The sequence below is a fragment of the Paraburkholderia sp. BR14374 genome (assembly GCF_040948685.1).
GTDB classification, from domain to species: Bacteria; Pseudomonadota; Gammaproteobacteria; order Burkholderiales; family Burkholderiaceae; genus Paraburkholderia; species Paraburkholderia youngii.
In genome coordinates this window covers 201,046-220,392 of sequence record NZ_JBFPKF010000007.1, presented here as the reverse complement: position 1 = coordinate 220,392, position 19,347 = coordinate 201,046, and the positions used below count along the sequence as shown (strand labels likewise).

At 63.2% G+C, this 19,347-nt stretch carries 16 protein-coding genes; 7 read left to right on the top strand and 9 right to left on the bottom strand.

All coding sequences use genetic code 11. From position 1 onward, the window contains the following. Nucleotides 1-79: 79 nt before the first annotated feature. Nucleotides 80-679, bottom strand: coding sequence for a DUF4410 domain-containing protein (locus AB3X86_RS18860; protein ID WP_368597160.1), 600 nt, complete (start codon nt 677-679; stop codon nt 80-82). A gap of 285 nt (nt 680-964) precedes the next feature. On the opposite strand from AB3X86_RS18860, the gene AB3X86_RS18855 reads away from it, so the two are divergent. Beyond that, complete coding sequence (locus AB3X86_RS18855; protein WP_368597159.1) at nt 965-2,620, top strand: FAD-dependent oxidoreductase; 1,656 nt, start codon at nt 965-967, stop codon at nt 2,618-2,620. A gap of 16 nt (nt 2,621-2,636) precedes the next feature. Here the strand turns inward: AB3X86_RS18855 and AB3X86_RS18850 are convergent, their stop codons facing one another. Then, nucleotides 2,637-3,539: a DUF4922 domain-containing protein gene (locus AB3X86_RS18850; RefSeq protein ID WP_368597158.1), complete on the bottom strand. Its 903-nt coding sequence runs from the start codon at nt 3,537-3,539 to the stop codon at nt 2,637-2,639. 51 nt (nt 3,540-3,590) lie between these two features. Continuing rightward, a complete protein-coding gene (locus AB3X86_RS18845; RefSeq protein ID WP_176111261.1) occupies nt 3,591-4,076 on the bottom strand; it encodes an adenosine-specific kinase in 486 nt (161 codons plus the stop codon). A gap of 586 nt (nt 4,077-4,662) precedes the next feature. Here AB3X86_RS18845 and AB3X86_RS18840 point away from each other — a divergent pair. From AB3X86_RS18840 to AB3X86_RS18830, 3 genes are all read left to right on the top strand, one after another. Continuing rightward, complete coding sequence (locus tag AB3X86_RS18840) at nt 4,663-5,895, top strand: tryptophan leader peptide (RefSeq protein ID WP_368597157.1); 1,233 nt, start codon at nt 4,663-4,665, stop codon at nt 5,893-5,895. A gap of 64 nt (nt 5,896-5,959) precedes the next feature. After that, complete coding sequence (locus AB3X86_RS18835; RefSeq protein ID WP_176121955.1) at nt 5,960-6,289, top strand: hypothetical protein; 330 nt, start codon at nt 5,960-5,962, stop codon at nt 6,287-6,289. A 33-nt stretch (nt 6,290-6,322) separates the two neighbouring features. Then, nucleotides 6,323-7,168, top strand: coding sequence for a GNAT family N-acetyltransferase (locus AB3X86_RS18830; protein ID WP_368597156.1), 846 nt, complete (start codon nt 6,323-6,325; stop codon nt 7,166-7,168). 19 nt (nt 7,169-7,187) lie between these two features. Here AB3X86_RS18830 and AB3X86_RS18825 read toward each other — a convergent pair whose 3' ends face one another. Together AB3X86_RS18825 and AB3X86_RS18820 are read right to left on the bottom strand one after the other, a co-directional pair. Further along, the gene (locus AB3X86_RS18825; RefSeq protein WP_368597155.1) at nt 7,188-8,777 is read right to left on the bottom strand and encodes a methyl-accepting chemotaxis protein; all 1,590 of its coding nucleotides are present in this window, start codon (nt 8,775-8,777) and stop codon (nt 7,188-7,190) included. A 180-nt stretch (nt 8,778-8,957) separates the two neighbouring features. Further along, nucleotides 8,958-9,914 carry a LysR family transcriptional regulator gene (locus AB3X86_RS18820; RefSeq protein ID WP_368597294.1) on the bottom strand — a complete coding sequence of 319 codons (957 nt, stop codon included), beginning with the start codon at nt 9,912-9,914 and terminating at the stop codon, nt 8,958-8,960. Between the two features lie 119 nt (nt 9,915-10,033). Between AB3X86_RS18820 and AB3X86_RS18815 the strand changes: the two genes are divergently transcribed. The 3 genes from AB3X86_RS18815 to AB3X86_RS18805 all read left to right on the top strand — a co-directional run bounded on the left by AB3X86_RS18815 (nt 10,034) and on the right by AB3X86_RS18805 (nt 14,327). Then, nucleotides 10,034-11,200, top strand: a complete 1,167-nt coding sequence (locus AB3X86_RS18815; RefSeq protein ID WP_176121951.1) for a mandelate racemase/muconate lactonizing enzyme family protein — start codon at nt 10,034-10,036, stop codon at nt 11,198-11,200. A gap of 147 nt (nt 11,201-11,347) precedes the next feature. Beyond that, nucleotides 11,348-12,718, top strand: a complete 1,371-nt coding sequence (gene dctA, locus AB3X86_RS18810; protein WP_368597154.1) for a C4-dicarboxylate transporter DctA — start codon at nt 11,348-11,350, stop codon at nt 12,716-12,718. 61 nt (nt 12,719-12,779) lie between these two features. Further along, the gene (locus AB3X86_RS18805) at nt 12,780-14,327 is read left to right on the top strand and encodes a methyl-accepting chemotaxis protein (RefSeq protein ID WP_368597153.1); all 1,548 of its coding nucleotides are present in this window, start codon (nt 12,780-12,782) and stop codon (nt 14,325-14,327) included. Nucleotides 14,328-14,361: 34 nt separating this feature from the next. Here the strand turns inward: AB3X86_RS18805 and AB3X86_RS18800 are convergent, their stop codons facing one another. The 4 genes from AB3X86_RS18800 to AB3X86_RS18785 form a co-directional block, all read right to left on the bottom strand. Continuing rightward, nucleotides 14,362-15,885, bottom strand: coding sequence for an ATP-binding cassette domain-containing protein (locus AB3X86_RS18800; protein ID WP_368597152.1), 1,524 nt, complete (start codon nt 15,883-15,885; stop codon nt 14,362-14,364). Beyond that, the gene (locus AB3X86_RS18795) at nt 15,882-16,808 is read right to left on the bottom strand and encodes a branched-chain amino acid ABC transporter permease (protein WP_368597151.1); all 927 of its coding nucleotides are present in this window, start codon (nt 16,806-16,808) and stop codon (nt 15,882-15,884) included. Before AB3X86_RS18795 ends, AB3X86_RS18800 begins: the two co-directional genes overlap by 4 nt. A 23-nt stretch (nt 16,809-16,831) precedes the next feature. Next, nucleotides 16,832-17,707, bottom strand: a complete 876-nt coding sequence (locus AB3X86_RS18790) for a branched-chain amino acid ABC transporter permease (protein WP_176111270.1) — start codon at nt 17,705-17,707, stop codon at nt 16,832-16,834. Between the two features lie 80 nt (nt 17,708-17,787). Then, nucleotides 17,788-19,053, bottom strand: a complete 1,266-nt coding sequence (locus AB3X86_RS18785) for an ABC transporter substrate-binding protein (protein WP_368597293.1) — start codon at nt 19,051-19,053, stop codon at nt 17,788-17,790. Between the last annotated feature and the right edge of the window lie 294 nt (nt 19,054-19,347).

Sequence of the window (19,347 nt, the reverse complement as noted above, 5' to 3'; positions counted from 1 at the left end):
CCGCCTATCGGGCGGGGGCTGCGCTGCTGCCCCGCCCGCGCAGTTCCGGTCGAAAGTCGTCGCAACGAAGTCGAGTCTTCTACCTGGCGCCAGTCTGAAGCCGTCGCGCGATCTCGTCGGCTATCTGCGCCGCGCTGTTCCTGACCGCCGTCTTTTCATCGCGACCGGACAGAACGACCTTCGCGGCGATCACGTACGGATTGAGCTTGATCACCGCGCCCGGCATATCCCTGCTCTTGCCCTCTTCAACACTTTCATAAAGCGGCGGCAACTCCGGCGCAGCCAGGTTATCGCAGGAAACCGCGACCTGAAACTGGCTTTGGCCCGCGCCCATGCCCACCATCGCGCGACGCAGCCGGTTACCCTCGTCGACGCTGAGAAAAACACCGCGCACCTGCCAGCCGTCGTGAGGCAGCGGCTCACCCGGCGCGACGCGGCGCGCGTCTACTCCGGCCTTCTTCAGATCGTCCGTCAAGGATTGCGCCATCAGCGCGACGATCTCCCGCGCCCGCGCCTGCGGGTCCTGTTGCTGGCGCAGCGGACCCGCCGGCACCAGATTGCCCACGATGCCCCGCGCGCGGTGGCCCGGCCCGCTGTCAGGGGCGATATTCGCGGCGTCGAGATCGAAATCGGCGACATAGACAACCGGCGGCGCGACAGCAGCCGCGAGCGCTGCCAACGCATCCGCCGCCAGACATCCGTCCGCGCTGGCACACACATACGTCGCCAGACCGACCATTCGCATCCATCGAAACATCATTGCGCACCTCCGCGCTGATCGCCTGGTACTGGTTGCATGGCAACGACGAAATACGCCACTCGCATCTTGGCTCTTCACCCATCTTAGGACTTTCGATCGTCTGCATCGCGATCCGAAAATCCTATACTGGGTCGATGCGGTTGGTGGCTATGCGCGTTGTCCGCGTATGCCTTGGCGCGAGTTCGACAAACGGAAAACAAAGCCATGCTGACGATCGAGGACATTCGCGCCGTGCCGCTGTTCTCCACCCTCCCCGACAGCGAATTGGAAACCCTCGCGCACACGGCCGCGGACCTGCATCTGTGCGCGGGCGAGTTCGCGGTTCATGAAGGCGGCGAGCGCGCGTTATACGCGGTGCTGTCGGGCAAGATGGAAGTCATCAAGACGTTCGACGGCATCGAGCGGACCTTGGGCTGGCGTCTGCCCGGCGCGATCTTTGGCGAAGTGCCGCTTGCGCTGAGTTCGCCGTTTCCGGGCGCCTATCGAGCAGCCGAGCCTTCGCGCGTGATGCGCGTCGACGCGCCGCAATACTATGCGCTCGCGGCGGCGTCGCCCGAGGTGGCGTTCAAGATGGGGGCGCTCGCGCGCGAACGCATCGGCGGGCTGCAAAGCCTTTCTGCCGAGCCGCCGAAAGCGCGTGTGACGATCGTCGGCAACCGTTGGGACGATGCGTGCACGCTGCTGCGCCAGTTTCTCGCGCGCAATCAGATCAGCGCCGACTGGCTGGCGCCGGATGCGCCCGAACTGGCCGCGCGCTGGCCTGGCACCTGTCCGACGGAACGCGAGTGCCCCGCGTTGCGCCTCGTCGACGGCACGGTGCTGAGCCGGCCCGCGACCCGCGAACTGGCGGGACTGCTCGGCCTTCAGACGCAGCCGCGTCTGGACGGATACGACACGGCGATCATCGGCGGCGGCCCCGCGGGGCTGGCTGCCGCGGTGTACGGCGCGTCGGAAGGTCTGCGCACGCTGGTGCTGGAGCGCGAGGCGCCGGGCGGACAGGCGGGCACGTCGTCGCGCATCGAGAACTATCTCGGCTTTCCCAATGGCGTTTCCGGCGACGAACTGGCGAGCCGCGCGCTGCAACAGGCACGGCGGCTCGGCGCGGAAATCCTCGTGACGCGCTCGGTCGAGCGCATCGATGTAAAGACGCGGCGGATTTATCTCGATGGCGGCGACGCCGTGCACGCTCGATCCATCATTCTCGCGACGGGCGTCACGTGGCGGCGGCTTGCCATCGACGGCTTCGACCGCTTTATCGGCAAGGGGATCTACTACGGCGCGGCGCGCAGCGAAGCGAGCGCGACCCACGGCCTCGACGTCCATCTGATCGGCGGCGGCAATTCGGCCGGCCAGGCGGCGTTGTTCTTCGCCAATCATGCGCGCAGCGTGACGCTCGTCGTGCGCGGCGATTCGCTCGAAAAGGGTATGTCGCGCTATCTGGTCGAACAGCTTGCGGGCAAATCGAATGTCGCGGTGCGCTTGCGCTCGGAAGTCGTCGGCGCGCATGGCGACACGCATCTGACGGCCATCGACATTCGCGATTCGACGACAGAGGCAGTAAGCCGGCACGACTGCGGCGGCCTGTTCGTCTTCATCGGAGCCGATGCGCAGACGGAGTGGCTGCCGGCCGAAATCGCGCGCGACGTACGCGGCTATGTTCTGACCGGCGACGACGTCGTCAAGGCCGCACGCTGGCCGCATCATCACCGCGATCCTTATCTGCTCGAATCGAGTGTGCCTGGCGTGTTTGCGTGCGGGGACGTGAGGCTGAGCCCTGTGAAGCGCGTCGCTTCGGCCGTCGGCGAAGGCAGCATGGCGATTGCTTTCGCGCACAGGTATTTGCAGTCGGACGGTGCGTGAGGTCGCCGCTCGGTCGCTATGTGTTCGCAGGCAGCGCGGCGCGTTCCAATACCGTCATCGGGCCTAGCCTTTCGATCACGTCCAGTTGAGCCGCGTCACGCACGAACAGCGAACCCGCAAAGCCGAGCGCGTTGACCGACACGCCTTCCACACGCTCTTGCGATCTCGGCACGAGCAGCATCCAGCGCCGTGTGACCAGCAGGTTGTAAGGCGCCGCATGACACCACACACGATCGATTTCGAGCGCGCCGACACCCGCCGCTTCGAGCAGCGTGCGATAGCGGGACAGCGCCAGCTTCGGCGCATCCGCGCGCGTCAGATCATCCGCGTCGAAGCGCGCGAACGCATGCCAGAACGGCAGCTCCGGCGAGCGTTCGTGCGCGCCCAGCAAGGGCTCGATAGGCACCGGCGGACCGGTGTCCCCGAGCGGCAGCGGCACGATCTGCAGATGCTTGTGCGGCTGACTCGAACCCGCCTCCGCGCCGCCGTTGTAAAAGCCGACGCCGTCGAATTCGGCCATGCACGCGAGCAGCGCTTCGAAATCGGCAAGATCGAGCAGCGCTTCCTGCGGTTCGAATTCGCGCGTCACGATCAGCAGATGATGATCGATCACGTTGAACTTGTTGAGCAACGCGAGATGCGTGTCGGAGATATCGGCGACGAACAGATCCGGGTCGGGGGGAAGAAATGGGTCCGCTTGCGGGCGCTTTGCGGTCTGCAGCTTTTGCGCTTGCTCGCGCTGCTGTTCCTTGTGCGTCAGGCTCGACACCTGACGCACGAGAAAGCGGATGCCGCCGCTGTCGATCATGCACTGTTGCGTGTCGATCGGCCGCAGCGCGCCGCAACCGAGCGCATGGTCGGTCTGTCGCAGAATGGCGGGCCACAGCGTGCCCGGAATCAGGCGTCGTTGTCGTTCCATAGCATGTCGGCAGGTAGGGCGGCGCGTGTAAAGCGAGTGAAAGCGCAGCGGCTACAGCTTGTAGCCTATCGTGCGCAAAAGATCCTTGCGCCATTGAACGTCTTCCGCACTTTCGGTGCCGACGGGTGGAAAGCCATCGATCACGCCGACGATCCCGCGCCCCTGATCCGTTTCAGCGATCAGCACTTCGACGGGATTCGCCGTTGCGCAGAAGATGCGGCAGACCTCGGGCACGGCCTTGATCGTGTTCAGCACGTTGACGGGGAAAAAGCCGTCGCCGAGAAATACGAAGAAGCTATGGCCCGCGCCGACGTTGGTCGCGTTCTGGCATGCGATTTCGACGAGGCTGTCGTCCGTGCCGGAGCGCCGCACGAGGCGCTTGCCGGAGGCCTCGCAAAACGCGAGCCCGAACTTGATGCCTGGCACCGTGCCGACCATCGCTTCGTGAATATCCTCGACGGATTTGATGAAGTGGCTTTGCCCGAGGATGAAGTTGGTCGCTTCGGGCTTGACGACCTTAACGGCGGACAATTGCATGGTGGACCTCGCTCCATTGCGGCAACACGCCGATGAAAACACGTCGCACACCGGCCAGCCCGACTGCGGATGGGTCGCGCGTCAGCCGGTCTTCGTCGATCCGGCTTCTAGCCTAGTACGAAAACCGGGCCTCCGGCGAACGACGCCACGAATTCCCGAATTCCGGAGCCAGTCGCGTACCGCACGTGGCTCGTTGCGGGTCTATCCTGAAGCGATCCCGGCATCCAGGAAACCTGCGCCGTCGCGGCGCACGATCCGCGCCGCGGCTGCCCGGAAACCCGCTTCCGGCTAGCATCAGACCTACGTCGAACAGGCAGAGAAAGCCTGACTTATGGCGGCATTGATCGACCACAAGCCGCCTCTCCGTCATAGCGTTTTGACCCGCTTTAAACCCCCATCGCGCCGCAACAGCCTGTCCGAGTCAACAAGGTCAAGCGCCGGTTTACGCCCCCGACCGAGTGTGCAAGTATCTTCACCAAGCCGCATCCCGCACACTCTTGCGAGGTCCACGATGGCCTGGAAACTTTGGAAGACCGAGAAGCAGAACGACGACACACGAAGCTGGCCGAGCGGGACGCATGAGTCGTTGAAGCAGCTTCTGGACATGTACCTGGTCAGCGACTCGCCACCGTTTGCGAACTGGGCCGCGCCCGGGATCACCTTCACGCCCGAAGTCGAAACGCTCGCCCGAAACGGAGTTCGGGGCTATCAGCTTGCTCTCTGGCTGTGGCTTTTCGCCGAGAAGCACGGCACCATCGCGGCAAAAATGGTGCGCGAATCTTTTTGCCTGCTCGCCGACGCGATGCAGCCGTCTTCCGGCGACAAGATCGACTCGCTCCTCGAGCTCGAAAACCGCCTCGCGCATTCTGTCGAAGACCTTTCCGCTCAACAGCGCACCTTCCGCCTGGAGGGACTGTCCGTCGAGCTGCCGATGGAGTTTTTCCTCGCTACCGCCTTCCTGCGGCTCGCGCCGGATTCTCCATATGCGGGGACCGAAGGCACTCACGTGCAAGGCAATGACTTCAAGCTGGCCGACTGTTTCCGCCATGCAACCGAAGAGGGGCTGGCGGTATTCCGGCCGATGGTAGACGCGGTCGAGTTCGACGCGAAATCGCTGCCCAACTGGCGATGGAGCGCTCATCCCGGCGCTGCCGAGCGACACCTGCAACGCCGCCACAAGAATCCGCTGTTCGCGCTTCATCGCCAGATGGTGACCGCTCACGAGGTCTATGAGGCGCGACTTGCCGATGCGCGGGCCATCGAGGAGGTCAGGAGCGAGCTCAATGAGATCAGCCGCTCGTTCTCCGAGACGACCGAATTGCCGTTGAACTGGCAGCCCTTCCTCGAACGATACCGGGACCACGTCGACAGGCTCGATGAACGCCGGCTCGTGGTTGGCGGACAGAGCACGTCTCTCGGCAATGCAATTGCGGAGTTGCGCGCCGACATACTTGCAACCTGGCGCGCTTCGATTCACAAGAACCGGCACAGTCTCGCGACCCTGGAGCAGGACGAAGCGAAACGGACCGAGCGGCGCACGCTGCTGTATGTATGCGACTGGACGGCTCAGCTTTTGAGCCACGGGTCGCTGATTCCGCCAGAAGAGGTGGTGCCCGCGCTGCTGAGCGAGCCTCCCTCCGAGCTGGAAAAGGTGGTGGCGGGTCTGCGGGGCGAACCGCGACTGCATGAGACGCTGGCGCAGTGTCGTGCAACCGCGCATCGGCTCGTCAACGAGCTTCGCGCGGCCGGCCATCAGCTTCCCGATATCGACGACAAGCTTCGCATTCTGGATGGCGCGCCCGGGCAATTGCCGGATTGATCGTCTTGCAGGTATGCGAAGTCTTGTAACCCGTGGATGCCACGCCCGACCACAAAGGCCACTTATGAATTCTTCCTCTCGCGCCCCGCTCGATGTAGCGACCGAGGCGGCATCCACGCTTTCGGAGTACCTGGAGCTTTCGCTAGACAAAGGACAGAGCCTGATTTTCGTGCTCTCTCACGGCGAAAATAGCGAAGTCTATCTTGGCGACCCCGGCGAGCCAGACGCGGACTGGACAAGCTGCGCGGCCATTCCGAACACGATGGTCCACGCGCTTCTGGAGACCACCCGGTCGGGATTCAACCAGTTGGTCATCGAAGGACAGGCCTATCGCTTTGCCCGGACCTTCGCGCAAGTTGCCGGGCATGGCGCTGTCGTCTTCACGCCCGCATAGACGTTGTAGCCAATCACGTTGCTGCGTTTGAGCATGGATGATCATAGCGATTTCGTTGTGCGCAACATGTCGTCAAGCGAGGTCGATCTGGCGATCGAATGGGCTGCGGCAGAGGGATGGAATCCGGGCCTCGACGACGCGCGATGCTTCTGGAATGCAGACCCCAATGGCTTTTTCGTCGGTATCTGGCGCGGCGAGCCGGTGGCATGCATCTCGGCAGTCGCCTACGACGAGCGCTTCGGTGTCATTGGCCTCTACATCGTCAAGCCGGCATTTCGCGCCAGGGGTTTCGGTCTGCGCACGTGGCAGCACGCGATGCGCTATCTCGGAGATCGGACGATCGGCCTCGATGGTGTCGTTGCCCAGCAGCAGAACTATAAGAAATCCGGCTTCCAGTTCGCGTATCGCAACATCCGCTTCCAGGGCGTCGTGCGAGCCGCGTCGACGCCCAGGCTGACGAACGCGCGGCAGGTACCCTTCGCGCAACTGCTTGCCTACGACAGCGCATGTTTTTCGACCAACCGTTCCCGTTTCCTCGCGGACTGGATCGCCCAGTCACAGGCGCTGGCTCTGGCGGATGTGCGCAACGATCAGATCAGAGGGTACGGTGTGCTGCGCCGCTGCAGGAGCGGCTACAAGATCGGTCCGCTCTTTGCCGACGACGCACGGATTGCCAACGATCTATTCGACGGGCTGGTCGCGAGCGCCGCAGGCGAAGTCATCGCGCTCGATGTGCCGGAAGTCAACGCGGCTGCGGTCGCGCTCGCTGAACGCTACGGCATGGTGAGCGCATTCGAAACGGCGCGCATGTACACGCGCGCCGCGCCGGCCATTCCCGTGCAACGCGTGTTCGGGGTGAGTACGTTCGAACTAGGTTGACTGCAAAGCAACAGACCGATCATCGAGCGGCCGGGAGCGACGACTCACGCTGACCGGAAATGGTGAAAAGGCGCACGGTCTCATCCAGCACCTGAGCGGAGTCGATCAGCCGTTGCGCGGTGGCCGTCGCTTGCTCCACCAGCGCGGCGTTTTGCTGGGTCGCGCTGTCGAGGTGCGTGATTGCCTGATTCACCTGCATGATGCCTTTGGCCTGCTCGTCGCTGGCGTTCGACACATCGTCGATGATGGTCAGTACGCGTCTGACCGTCTCGTCGATCACTTTCATCTGCGACGCGGTGCGGTCGATCAGTTCCGTTCCTTGCGAGACTTCCGCGACGGTCAGATCCACCACGGACTTGATTTGCCGCGCGGACTCCGCGCAACGTTGCGCGAGCATGCGCACTTCGGTGGCGACGACCGCGAACGATCGGCCGGCGTCGCCGGCACGAGCGGCTTCGACTGCCGCGTTCAAAGCAATGATGTTGGTCTGAAAGGCAATGCCATCGATCACGCCCGTGATATCGGCGATACGCTGCGACGCCGACGTGATGCCGGACATGGTCCGCTCGACGTGACCGACGATCTCGCCGCCAAGCGCCGCGGCATCCTGTGCTTCCCGCGCAAGTCCGAGCGCGGACGCGGCGGCGTCTGCATTGGCCTTCACGCTGGTGGTGAATTGCTCCATGGTCGCAGCGGTTTCCTCGAGCGACGCCGCTTGCGATTCAGTGCGGCGCGCCAGATCTTCATTGCCGCTCGACATTTCACGAGCGGAGTCCACCACCCCGCCGATCTGGCCACGCACGTCCAGCACGATCGCGCCGAGGTTCGCCTTCAGTTGGTTCAGCGCGCTCAGTACGTCGCCGAAATCTCCGTTCCTCGAAATGCTCATTTCGGCGGTCAGATCACCGGCAGCCATACGGGTGGCGAAACTAGAGAGCCCCGCGAGCGGCGCACCCAATTGCTTTCTCAACGCCAGCCAGGCCAGGCCGGCCAGCACCGCGGTGACGCCAGTCGCGCTCCAGTACGGCAGCGGCGGCATCCCGCCGTACAGCGCCGCACCGACGAGCGGGAAGACCAGCGGCGCGATCGCATAGCCGATACCGATGCGCGCCACGACGGACAAGTGCGTCAGTGCCTGCAGCTTGCCGGCTATCCCGGTACGCACCAGCTTCCCGCGGCGCAACTTGTGCGAGCGCAACGTGCCTTCGCGCATCCGCGCATAGGTTGATTCGGCAAGCCTCACTTCGTTGCGGGAAGGCTTGGTGCGAACGCTCAGATAGCCGACGGTCTGACCGCTTTCGATCACCGGCGTGACGTTCGCGCATACCCAGTAGTGGTCGCCATTCTTGCGGCGGTTTTTCACGAGCGCCGTCCAGGGCTGACCCGCGCGGATCGTCTCCCACATGTCGGCGTACGCGTCGCGCGGCATGTCGGGATGCCGGACGATGTTATGTGGTGCGCCGAGCAACTCTTCTCGCGTGAAGCCTGAGATCGCAATGAATGCGGGATTGCAGTACTGAATCCTTCCTTTCAGGTCGGTTGCCGAGACAAGCATCTCCGAGGCGGGGAAATCGAATTCGCGTTGTGTTACAGGCTGGTTATTGCGCATGAAGGTCGTTAGCGAGGCACCGCGCTCTGCTCAAAGGCGCCGGAATGTCGGTCAATGGACGTTCTAACGGCAATACCCTCAAAATATTGAGGGTTATCTGACTAGCTTGGTCGGGTAATCGAAAGCTTCGCCCCAACAAGTGCTATGCACCTGTCGCGGCGACGCCTGGCGGCATCAACGTCACTTCCGCGAGCCCCTCTTCTTCCTTTCCGGAGCTTCGACGCTCGTGTCGACCGGCGTGAACGGCGCCTGAAAATGATCGACCAGGAAATCGATGAAGGCCCGCGCTCGCGCCGTCTGATTGCGCTGCCTCGGGTAATAGACGAACAGGTCCGCCGACGGCAGCACGGTATTCGGCAGCACCAGCTCGAGGCGCCCGCTCTGTACGTACTTGGCCAGATCCCATTCGGAGCGAATCAGAATCCCGTGACCGTCGAGCGCCCACCGAAGCGCAATGTCGCCATCGTTGCTCGAAAGCACGCCTTTGACCTTGATCGCCTCGATGTGGTCATTCACGATGTAGCGCCACACGCCATAAGCATCATCGTTCTGCCGATGAATGATGCACCGATGCTGATGCAGGTCCTCCACGCGCTCGGGCGCTCCAAAACGCTCCAGATATTTCGGCGACGCGCAAAGAAAACGGCGATTGCTCATGATGCGCCTCGCGCTCAGCCGACTGTCCGGCAGCTCGCCGAACCGTATCGCCATGTCGAAGGCGCCTTCGACGAGATCGACCGGCCGGTCCGTCACCTCGAACTGCACTTCGACGTTCGGAAAACGCCTGGCGAAGTCGGAGACGAGCGGCGCGATGGTCGTCCTGCCGAAACCCAGCGTCGCGTTGATGCGCAACGGCCCATGCGGATCGCGCCGGGCGCCGGAGATGGCCTCCTCCATCTCGCGGACCTGCCCGACGATCTGGGACGCGTAGCGCAGATAGGTCTCTCCCTCGGGCGTCAGGCTGACGCTGCGCGTAGTCCGGTTGACCAGACGGGCGCCGAGCCGCTGCTCGATGATCCCCAGCCGCTTGGTCGCCGCTGGCGGACTGAGATCGAGCGCCCGGGCGGCGCCGGACATGCTCCTGAGTTTTGCGAGAAGAATGAAGAACTCGAAGTCGGATACGGGTGCAGTACTCACTTTTGGTGAAATATGTAGTGAACACAAGTGAATTTTAACAAGCTCTTTCGCGGCTAAGCTATGCACCACATTGCAGCCAGGATGGCTCAATAACCGTTCAAATCTCTGGAGACAGTGGCGTGAGAATCGTTGAAATCCGCGAAAAGACCGTTCCGATAAGTTCCCCGATCCGGAACGCCTACATCGACTTCAGCAAAATGACCTTGAGTCTCGTCGCGGTCGTCACGGACGTGATCCGCGACGGTAAGCCGGTGATCGGCTATGGCTTCAACTCGAATGGCCGCTACGGTCAGGGCAAACTGATGCGCGAGCGCTTCATCCCGCGCCTGCTCGAGGCCGACCCGGCCGCGCTCGTCGACGACTCCGGCGACAACCTCGATCCCCACAAGATCTGGGCGACGATGTTCATCAACGAGAAGCCCGGCGGCCACGGTGAGCGCTCCGTCGCGATCGGCACGATCGATATGGCCGTCTGGGACGCAGTGGCGAAAATCGCCGGCAAACCGCTGTTCCAGTTGCTCGCCGAGCGGTACGGCAATGGCGAGGCCAACCGCAAGATCTTCGTCTACGCGGCGGGCGGCTACTACTATCCGGGCCAGGACCACGAAAAGCTCAAGGATGAGATGCGCAGCTACATCGACCGGGGTTACACGGTCGTGAAGAAGAAAATCGGCGGAGCGTCGCTCGACGAAGACCTGCGACGCATCGACTCGATCCTCAGCGTGCTGCAGGACGGCCAGAAGCTCGCGGTCGATGCCAACGGCCGCTTCGATCTCGATACCGCGATCAGCTATGCGAAGGCGCTGTCGCAGTACGACCTGTTCTGGTACGAGGAGGCGGGCGACCCGCTCGACTTCGAGTTGCAGGCGACGCTGCGCAACTACTATGACAAGCCGATGGCGACCGGCGAAAACCTGTTCTCGATGCAGGATGCCCGCAACCTGATCCGCTACGGAGGTATGCGCCCCGATCGCGATTGGCTGCAATTCGATTGCGCATTGAGCTACGGTCTCGTCGAATATCTGCGAACGCTCGATATGCTGCATCAGCATGGCTGGTCGAGAAGCCGTTGCATTCCCCACGGCGGGCACCAGATGTCGCTGAACATCGCGGCGGGCCTCGGACTCGGCGGCAACGAATCGTACCCGGACCTGTTCCAGCCATACGGCGGTTTCCCGGACGGCGTTCGCGTCGAGAACGGATATATCACGATGCCGGAGCTGCCCGGCATCGGCTTCGAAGGCAAATCCGACCTGATCGCCGAGATGCGCAAGCTGGCTGAATAACGCGCGCTCGCAACAATACCGACAAACATTCCCGGTCGAATGGTTCATAAAAAGACGGAACGAAGCCGGCTCAATGCGGCCTTCCCACGCTGCTCGCGTGGGAAGGCCGCATTTTCCCTTTGAAGACGCCACGCACAGGAGACAGACATGCCAGTATCGAAAGTAAGAAGAGCACTTTCCAAGCTGTACGTTCAGGTCCTCATCGGGATCGTGGCCGGTGTCCTGCTGGGTCACTTCTACCCCGAACTCGCGTCGCAGATGAAGCCGCTGGGCGACCTGTTCATCAAGCTGATCCGGATGCTGCTTGCGCCGATCATCTTCGCGTCGGTCGTGGTCGGGATCGCGCGCATGAACGACCTCCATCAGGCGGGCCGGGTAGGCGTGAAAGCCCTTCTCTATTTCGAACTGGCATCGACGGTCGCGCTGATTGCGGGGATGGTGGTCGTCAATGTCATCGAACCCGGCAGCGGCATGAACATCGATCCCTCGCAGATCGATGCGGCCGCGATTTTGACCTATACGCACGCGGCACAGCAACACGGGATGCTCGACTTCTTCATGAGCATCGTTCCGAATAGCATCGTCGGGGCATTCGCCAAGGGCGAGATGCTTCCGATCATTTTCTTTTCAGTTCTGCTCGCTATCTCGCTGGCGAAGCTCGGACCTCGTACCGCACCATTCGTCGACATGCTCGACATGTTCCTTCAAGGCATGTTCGGCGTGGTGCGGATCGTCATGTACGTTGCTCCGATCGGCGCATTCGGCGGCATGGCCTTCACGATCGGCAAATACGGCATCGGCACGTTGGCATCGTTCGGCGAGTTGATGCTTTGTCTGTATCTGACCTCGTTCTTCTTCGTGTTCGTCGTGCTTGGCCTTGTCATGAAGATGTGCGGGCTTTCGCTATGGAAGTTTCTTCGCTACATCAGGGACGAGATTCTGATTACGCTTGGCACGGCGTCGACAGAAGCGGTGTTGCCGCAGATGCTGATCAAGATGGAGGCGATGGGCTGCGCTCGCCCGGTGGTTGGCATGGTCTTGCCCACCGGCTACACGTTCAATGCCGACGGAACGGCGATTTACCTGACGATGGCGGCGTTGTTCATCGCCCAGGCGATGAACGTCCACCTCAGTATCTGGGACCAGTTGCTCGTGCTCGGCGTGCTGCTGCTCACGTCGAAAGGCTCCGCGGGCGTGGCCGGGGCGGGATTCGTCGCGCTGGCCGCGACGCTGGCCTCGATGCACAAGATTCCCGTCGAAGGCCTCGTGCTGCTGCTCGGCGTGGACCGCTTTCTGAACGAGGCGCGTGCGGTCACGAACCTGATCCGCAATGGCGTTGCGACCGTCGTCGTCGCTCGCTGGGAGGGCCAACTCGATAGGAACCTGGCGCGCGTGGTGCTGAATCGCGACAACACGGCTCACGTCCAAACATCGGGGCCTGCCGCGCAACCCGCAGTCTCGCCGACATCGCCGACCGAAGCGGAGGCGCTCCTCGATGGCTCACCGAACCATCAATAGAACTGAACTTTTCGGAATGGGTGCCGTTAACCCAGCGGTGTCTCACTCTTCCGAATTCAGCATGAAACTGACCATCAAGTTCCGTCTTCTCGCCACCCTCACCTTGCTCGGGTTCCTGCTGACGGTGACTGGCGTACTGGGTATCGCCGGCATGCGCGGTTCGAACCATGCGGTTGCGCAGGCGTATACCAACGACGTGGCCGCCGCGACCGCGCTCGGCAAGTCCAACCTGAACCTGACCGTAGTGCGCACTACGCTCGATCGCGTGCTGCTGCACCCGGAGGCGACGGATAGAGCCGCCCTCATCGATAAGGCGCGCAACTATCTAGCGGTCTCCGACAAAGCCTGGAAAGAGTACCGCGCACTGCCCGTCTCCGATGCGGAAGCGGCCTTGTCGAAGGCCGTCGCCGACGCCCGCGAAGCGATGCTGCATGGCGGACTCGAGCCGATGATGGACGCGATGAGCCGTGGCGACCACGAGGGTGCCGACCAGATCGCGATGGTCGTTATGCCGCCGTTTGCCGCGGCTCTAACGCAGAAATCCGCGGAGCTGGACAAGTTTCGCAACGCGCAAGGCAACGCTCGCTACGACACGGCACAGCACAGCTACCAGACGCTTGCAACCATTACCGCAATCGCGATCGCCGTCGGTCTTCTGACCTGCGTCACCTGCGGCTTCACGCTGCTTCGCGCAATCGCGCGCCCGATCGACATGACGGTGCGCCATGTCGAGCGACTCGCTCAGGGCGACATGTCGCAGCAACTGCGGTTCGACAGTAATGACGAAATGGGTCGCCTCGTCAGAAGCGTTGGGCAGATGCAGAAGGACATCGGCACGATGATCGAACAGATCGCGCGCGGCAGCGAGTCGATCGCGTCCGCGACCCAGCAAATTTCGGCCGGCAACGCGGACCTGTCGGCGCGCACCGAGGCGCAGGCGGCGTCCATCGAGGAAACGGCGGCGAGTATGGAACAACTGACCAACGCCGTCACGGAGAACGCGGCGCACGCGCGTGAAGCGCGCGAGCTGGCCGACGCGACGAAGGCGACGGCCGGTGCGGGCGCGGACGTCGTCCGTCAGGTCATCGACGCGATGCGCGACATTCACGACGGCGCGAAAAGAATGGGCGAGATCATCGGGGTGATCGAAGGCATTGCCTTTCAGACCAACATCCTCGCGTTGAATGCGGCTGTCGAGGCCGCGCGCGCCGGAGAGGAAGGACGCGGCTTTGCCGTCGTCGCCGGCGAGGTGCGCAATCTCGCTCAGCGCTCGGCGACCGCGGCGAAGGAAATCAAGGAGCTGATCGACGCGTCGACCGCGCGCGTCGCCGACGGTTCGCGCCTCGTCGGCCGGGCCGGTGAGACCATGGGCGAAGTACAGACGGCCGTCGGTCGCGTCACGTCGATCATGAGCGACATCGCGACGGCTTCGGCCGAACAGAGCGATGGCATCGAGGAAGTCAATCGCGCGATTACGCAGATGGATCAGATGTCGCAGCAAAATGCCGCGCTGGTCGAACAGGCAGCCGCCGCGGCCGCGTCGCTCACCGAGCAGACTGGCCTATTGACTCGGGCGGCTGGCCGATTCCGCTTTGCGTCCCTGTCCTGATGCCACGCTATAGGCTCGCGTGCCGCGGCACGCCTTAGGTTCGCGAGCCGCCCGAGGTCGTGGTGTCGGCGTCATTGGCAGGCACCGCCTCGAGAAAACCGCGCCCCATCTCCGCCTCGAAGAGCGCAGCGCTGCCCTCCCAGATGATGCGCGCGTGTTCGAGCACGTAGACGCGATCGGCATGCGGCAGCGCAAACCTGACGTTCTGCTCGCCCAGCAAGACGGTGATGGGCGTGGACTTCTGCAGCGAATCCAGCGCTTTCGACAATTGCTCGAGAATCACGGGCGCGAGGCCGAGTGTCGGCTCGTCGAGAATCAGCAGCTTCGGTTGGGTCATTAGCGCGCGCGCGATCGCGAGCATTTGCTGCTCGCCGCCGGACAGCGTACGCGCGGTTTGGCCCTGGCGCGACTTCAGGATCGGAAACAGATCGAACAGCCACGACAGCTGCTTAGTGCGCGCCGAATCAGCAAGATGATATCCGCCGAGTTCGAGATTCTCGCGTACCGTCATGTCGCCGAATAGCTCGCGCGTTTCCGGGCATTGCACGAGGCCGGCGCGCGAGATCGCGGCACCGCCGATACCGCGCAGATCGCGGCCATCGAAGCGGATCGTCCCCTTGTACGGCACGAGGCCCGAGAGCGCGTTGAACAGCGTCGTCTTGCCCGCGCCGTTCAGGCCGACAACCGAGACGAATTCGCCCTCGCGCACTTGCAGACTGACGTCGTCGAGTGCGCACGCCTTATCGTAGAGCACGCGCACACCGCTCACCTCGAGGATCGTGGGCTTCGCATTGCCCGCGGCTCCGCTACGCTGGCGCAGCTCCAGCTTGCCGCCCAGATAGACGCGGCGCACCGTCTCGTTCTGCATCACCTGTTCGGCGGTGCCCTCGGCGACACGCTCGCCAAGGTACATCGCCAGCACGCGGTCGGCGAGCGCGGACAGACTCTTCACGTTGTGATCGACCAGCAGCACCGCGCGCCCTTCGGCGCGAAAGCCTCGGATCAGCTCGGAAAACGCGTGCGATTCCGCCACCGTCAGTCCCGCGAACGGCTCGTCCACCAGCACGACCTGCGGGTCGCGCGCAATCGCCTTGGCCATCTCCATGCGGCGCAGATCCGCAAACGGCAGCGTCGCGGGATGCCGATGCATGACGCCGGCAAGGCCCACGCGCTCGGCGATTTCCTGCGCGCGCTGGTGCACGTGGGGTTCGGCAGCGAGCTTGACGAGCGAATCAGGCAGCAGCGCGAGCTTGATATGTTCCAGCACCGTTTGCCGATGCAGCGGCCGCGAATGCTGAAACACGATGCCCACGCCCGCGCGCGCGATGCGGTGCGGCGCCCAGCCGGCCATCTCCACGCCATTCACCTTGACCGACCCCGCATTGGGCCGCTCGATGCCCATGATCAGCTTCATGACCGTGGACTTGCCCGAGCCGTTCGGTCCAATCAGACCGAGGATCTCGCCGGGCCGGATCTCGAAGCCGATATCCTTGACTGCGACGAGACCGCCGAAGCGCTTGGTCAGCCCGTGTACGGAGAGCAGCGGCGTGTGGTTCATTGGCGCTCCCTCGCACGTAGCAGATTGCCGAGCAGACCGTCTGGAAAGAACAGCAGCGCAGCCAGCGCAACCGCCGCGACGACGAACGTGTTGAGCTGCCCGAGCGGTCGCAGGAACTCGCCGGCGACGATCAGGAAGATCGAGCCGAGCACCGCTCCGAGTATCGTCCGGCGTCCGCCGAGCACGGCCGCGATAATGATCTGCACGCCCACGCTGAGATCCACCACCGTGCTCACCGAGGCCGTGCCCTGGTAGAACACCAGCATCGCGCCGGCCACGCCCGAGAACACGGCGCTGATGCAGAAGGCCACGAGCTTGTGCCGCGCGACATTGAAACCCAACGCCTGCGCGCCGGTCGCGTCCTGGCCGCTCGCCTGCAGGATCAGACCGACTGCCGAACGCGACAGGCCGAACAGCAGGATCGCGCAAACGATCAGGAACGCGAGGGCGATCCAGTAGTTATGGTTCGCATCGACCGACATCACGTCCGGCACCATCATGCCGATCTCGCCGCCCGTTATGCCCGCGAAGATCACGATGGCGTTTTGCAGCAGCAGCACGGCCACGAGCGTAACTAGCCCGAAGTAAGGACCGCGCAGCCGCAGCGCGGGCACCGCGAGCAGCAAGCCGCCCACTAGCGCGACGCCGCCGCCCGAGAGCACGCAAACGGGTATGGGCAGGCCCCACCTGGCGTTGAGGATCGCAGCCGAATAGGCGCCGAGTCCGATCAGGAACGTCGGCCCGAAGTTGACCTCGCCGGCAAAGCCGAACAACAGGTCCCACGACATCGCGAACACACCGAAGTAGAACGCCACCGTGAGCACGCCGAGGATGTAGCCAGAAAGCCACCACGGCAACGTCGCCGCGATCAAGGCGAGCGCTACGGCGATCCATGCGCCACTCGAACGGAGAAGAACGGACATAGGGGTACGCTCCATTCGCGCTGTTAGCGGCGTCCCAGGAAGCCCTGGGGCCGTACGTACACGACCAGCACCAGCAGAAGCAACGCGGGCAGCGGGCGCAGCGTCGGCGCGATCAGATAGGCCGTGACCGTCTCCAGATAACCCACGACATAGGCCGCCATCAACGAACCCGATACACTGCCGAGCCCGCCCAGCACGACGATCGAGAATGCGCTGGCCGTCAATTGCCCCGCGTTGTTCGTGCTCACGCCAAGGAACGAAGCGAGCAGCACGCCCGCTATGCCGGCCAGCACGCCGTAGATGCTCCACGCGAGAAGATAGATCCGGGAGAGTTCGAAACCGAGCAGCGTGAGACCGCGCGGATTCATCGAAGCCGCGAGCAGCGCCTTGCCTGCACGCGTGCGGTTCACGAACAGCCACAGCATGCCGATCACGGCCCAGCAGACCACGGCGATCATGATTTCGTTGTACGGCACGCGCACGCTGCCCACCATCGCCACCCCGCTGATCAGCGGGCGCATCGTCACCGGGTTGTCGGTGAAGAGCCACGCCATGCCCTGCTGGATCATGATGCCCCACAGCAGCGTGCCGGTGAGCACGAAGATTTCCTTCTCTTCGCCGGGAATCGCAGCCGAGCGTTGAATGGGCCGCACCACCATCAAGTAGGTGACGAAGGCCGTCACGAGACCCGCGATCACGCCGAGCAGCGTGCCGAGATAGGTGCCAAGACCCGCCTCGCCCGCGAGCATCCAGCCCATCAGCGCCGCGACCAGCATCACGCCGCCGTGCGCGAGATTCAGGATGCCGGAGACGCCGAAGATCAACGTGAAGCCGATCGCGCCCAGCGCATAGAGGGAGCTGATTGCAAAGCCGTCGACGAGAATCTGCAGTAGCAACATGCCCGGCCTTTCATGTTGGTTAGGGTGTCGATTCGTGCGGTGTCCGGGCCTTCGCCCGGACAGTCGCGATCGTCGTACGGCTAGTTCGCGCTTGCCTGCTTCACCTTGATGAAGGTCGGGAATTTCACCGCGCCGTTGGCGATCGACTTGGGCCAGATCGCGACCTGCTTGCCGTTCTGCCATTGCAGGTTGATACCCGTGATATAGCCGGGCCCGTACTTCAGCGCGTGCGTGAACTGATCGCTCTTACCATAGAACTGCCAGCGTCCGATCGTGCCCACGTAGTCGGTTTTCTCGAGCGCGTCGACCATCTGGTCCGGATCGGTCGAGCCCTTGTTGCGCCTGATCGCGTCCGCGATGATGTAGACGAGGTCGTAACTGGTGAAGCCGCAATACGCCGGAGATACGCCGAACTTCTTCTGGTACTCATCCGCGAAGGGGACCGTTTTCGGCGTGATCGCCACGCCCGGCGCGGCGGCCGAGGCCGTGATCACGCCTTCGGTCGCGCCGTTCGTGTCCTTCCAGAAGCTGGTGGTCGTGGCCTGCGAGCTTTGGCCCGACATCGGGATCGGCACTTGCTGGTCGTGCCATTGCACGGTCGGCTGCACGCCCACGTGGCTGATGCCGGTGGTGATCGTATCGGGGTGCTTCGCCTCGATCTGGTTGAAGATCGGCGTGAAGTCGGAGGTATCAGGATTGAAGCGAATGTGATCGAGCACCTGAAGTCCCGCTTTGGGCAGGCATTCGAGGTAACGTTCGTCGAGCGGCTTGGTCCACGCCGCGTCCTCGCTCATGACAACGGTCGTTTTCATCTTGAACTGGCCGACCAGAACGTCGTGCGAGAAGTCGCAGATAGACTGCGCGATGAATGCCGACGTCATCCAGCCGTGGAATGTGTATTTGTAGTGGTCGTAGTCGTCGTGAACGTGCTTCGAGATGTCGTTGCTAGCCGCGCCGGGGGTGATGAAGGGCACCTTCAGGCGCCCGGACCACGGTTCCATCGCGAGCGCCACTTCGCTGATGTAGCTCCCGATCACAGCGACCACCTTGTCCTGGGTCGCCGCCCGCTGGAAGGCGCGCACGCCGTCCGAGGCCGATGAATGGTCGTCGTACGCGACGATCTGGATGGGCCGGCCATCCACGCCGCCGCTAGCGTTGAGCTGGTCCGCGGCGAGCTGCGCCGCCTTGCTGATCGAAGCGCCCGCCACCGAGGATTCTTCGCTGATCACGCCGATCTTGATCGGCTCGGCCGCCGCATGAGCGCCTGCCGCCAGACCTAGCCCCGCCGCTGCCATCCCCGTCGCGACGACGCAATGAAGGTTTCGCCACACATTGTTACTGGACATCATGCATCTCCGATTCGAATGGATCGTTGAGCAACAATTGCCCGCCACATTGCAGCATCTTAAGAATGCGCACACAACAATATTCACCCGTTTTGCGCCGCTCAATCGGTACAAACGATGACCGGGTCCGCACGGACTTCATGGTGCGGAGCGGAAAAATCGTGCCGCTCGCGCCGCGGGAAGCGGTTTTTTCTTGGTGAGAACTATCGCTGTGTAGTGTGAGATTAGCGGCCTTCTTCCGCTCGCTTATTCGTCATCCGAAGCATTGTGTCGGCGGTTCAATGCACCAACGTC

What these genes read in the sequence shown, in the direction of transcription:
- AB3X86_RS18855 (WP_368597159.1), top strand. Translation starts at nt 965, where the DNA reads ATGCTGACGATCGAGGACATTCGCGCCGTGCCGCTGTTCTCCACCCTC.
- AB3X86_RS18850 (WP_368597158.1), bottom strand. Translation starts at nt 3,539, where the DNA reads ATGGAACGACAACGACGCCTGATTCCGGGCACGCTGTGGCCCGCCATT.
- AB3X86_RS18845 (WP_176111261.1), bottom strand. Translation starts at nt 4,076, where the DNA reads ATGCAATTGTCCGCCGTTAAGGTCGTCAAGCCCGAAGCGACCAACTTC.
- AB3X86_RS18835 (WP_176121955.1), top strand. Translation starts at nt 5,960, where the DNA reads ATGAATTCTTCCTCTCGCGCCCCGCTCGATGTAGCGACCGAGGCGGCA.
- AB3X86_RS18830 (WP_368597156.1), top strand. Translation starts at nt 6,323, where the DNA reads ATGGATGATCATAGCGATTTCGTTGTGCGCAACATGTCGTCAAGCGAG.
- AB3X86_RS18825 (WP_368597155.1), bottom strand. Translation starts at nt 8,777, where the DNA reads ATGCGCAATAACCAGCCTGTAACACAACGCGAATTCGATTTCCCCGCC.
- dctA (WP_368597154.1), top strand. Translation starts at nt 11,348, where the DNA reads ATGCCAGTATCGAAAGTAAGAAGAGCACTTTCCAAGCTGTACGTTCAG.
- AB3X86_RS18805 (WP_368597153.1), top strand. Translation starts at nt 12,780, where the DNA reads ATGAAACTGACCATCAAGTTCCGTCTTCTCGCCACCCTCACCTTGCTC.
- AB3X86_RS18800 (WP_368597152.1), bottom strand. Translation starts at nt 15,885, where the DNA reads ATGAACCACACGCCGCTGCTCTCCGTACACGGGCTGACCAAGCGCTTC.
- AB3X86_RS18795 (WP_368597151.1), bottom strand. Translation starts at nt 16,808, where the DNA reads ATGTCCGTTCTTCTCCGTTCGAGTGGCGCATGGATCGCCGTAGCGCTC.
- AB3X86_RS18790 (WP_176111270.1), bottom strand. Translation starts at nt 17,707, where the DNA reads ATGTTGCTACTGCAGATTCTCGTCGACGGCTTTGCAATCAGCTCCCTC.
- AB3X86_RS18785 (WP_368597293.1), bottom strand. Translation starts at nt 19,053, where the DNA reads ATGTCCAGTAACAATGTGTGGCGAAACCTTCATTGCGTCGTCGCGACG.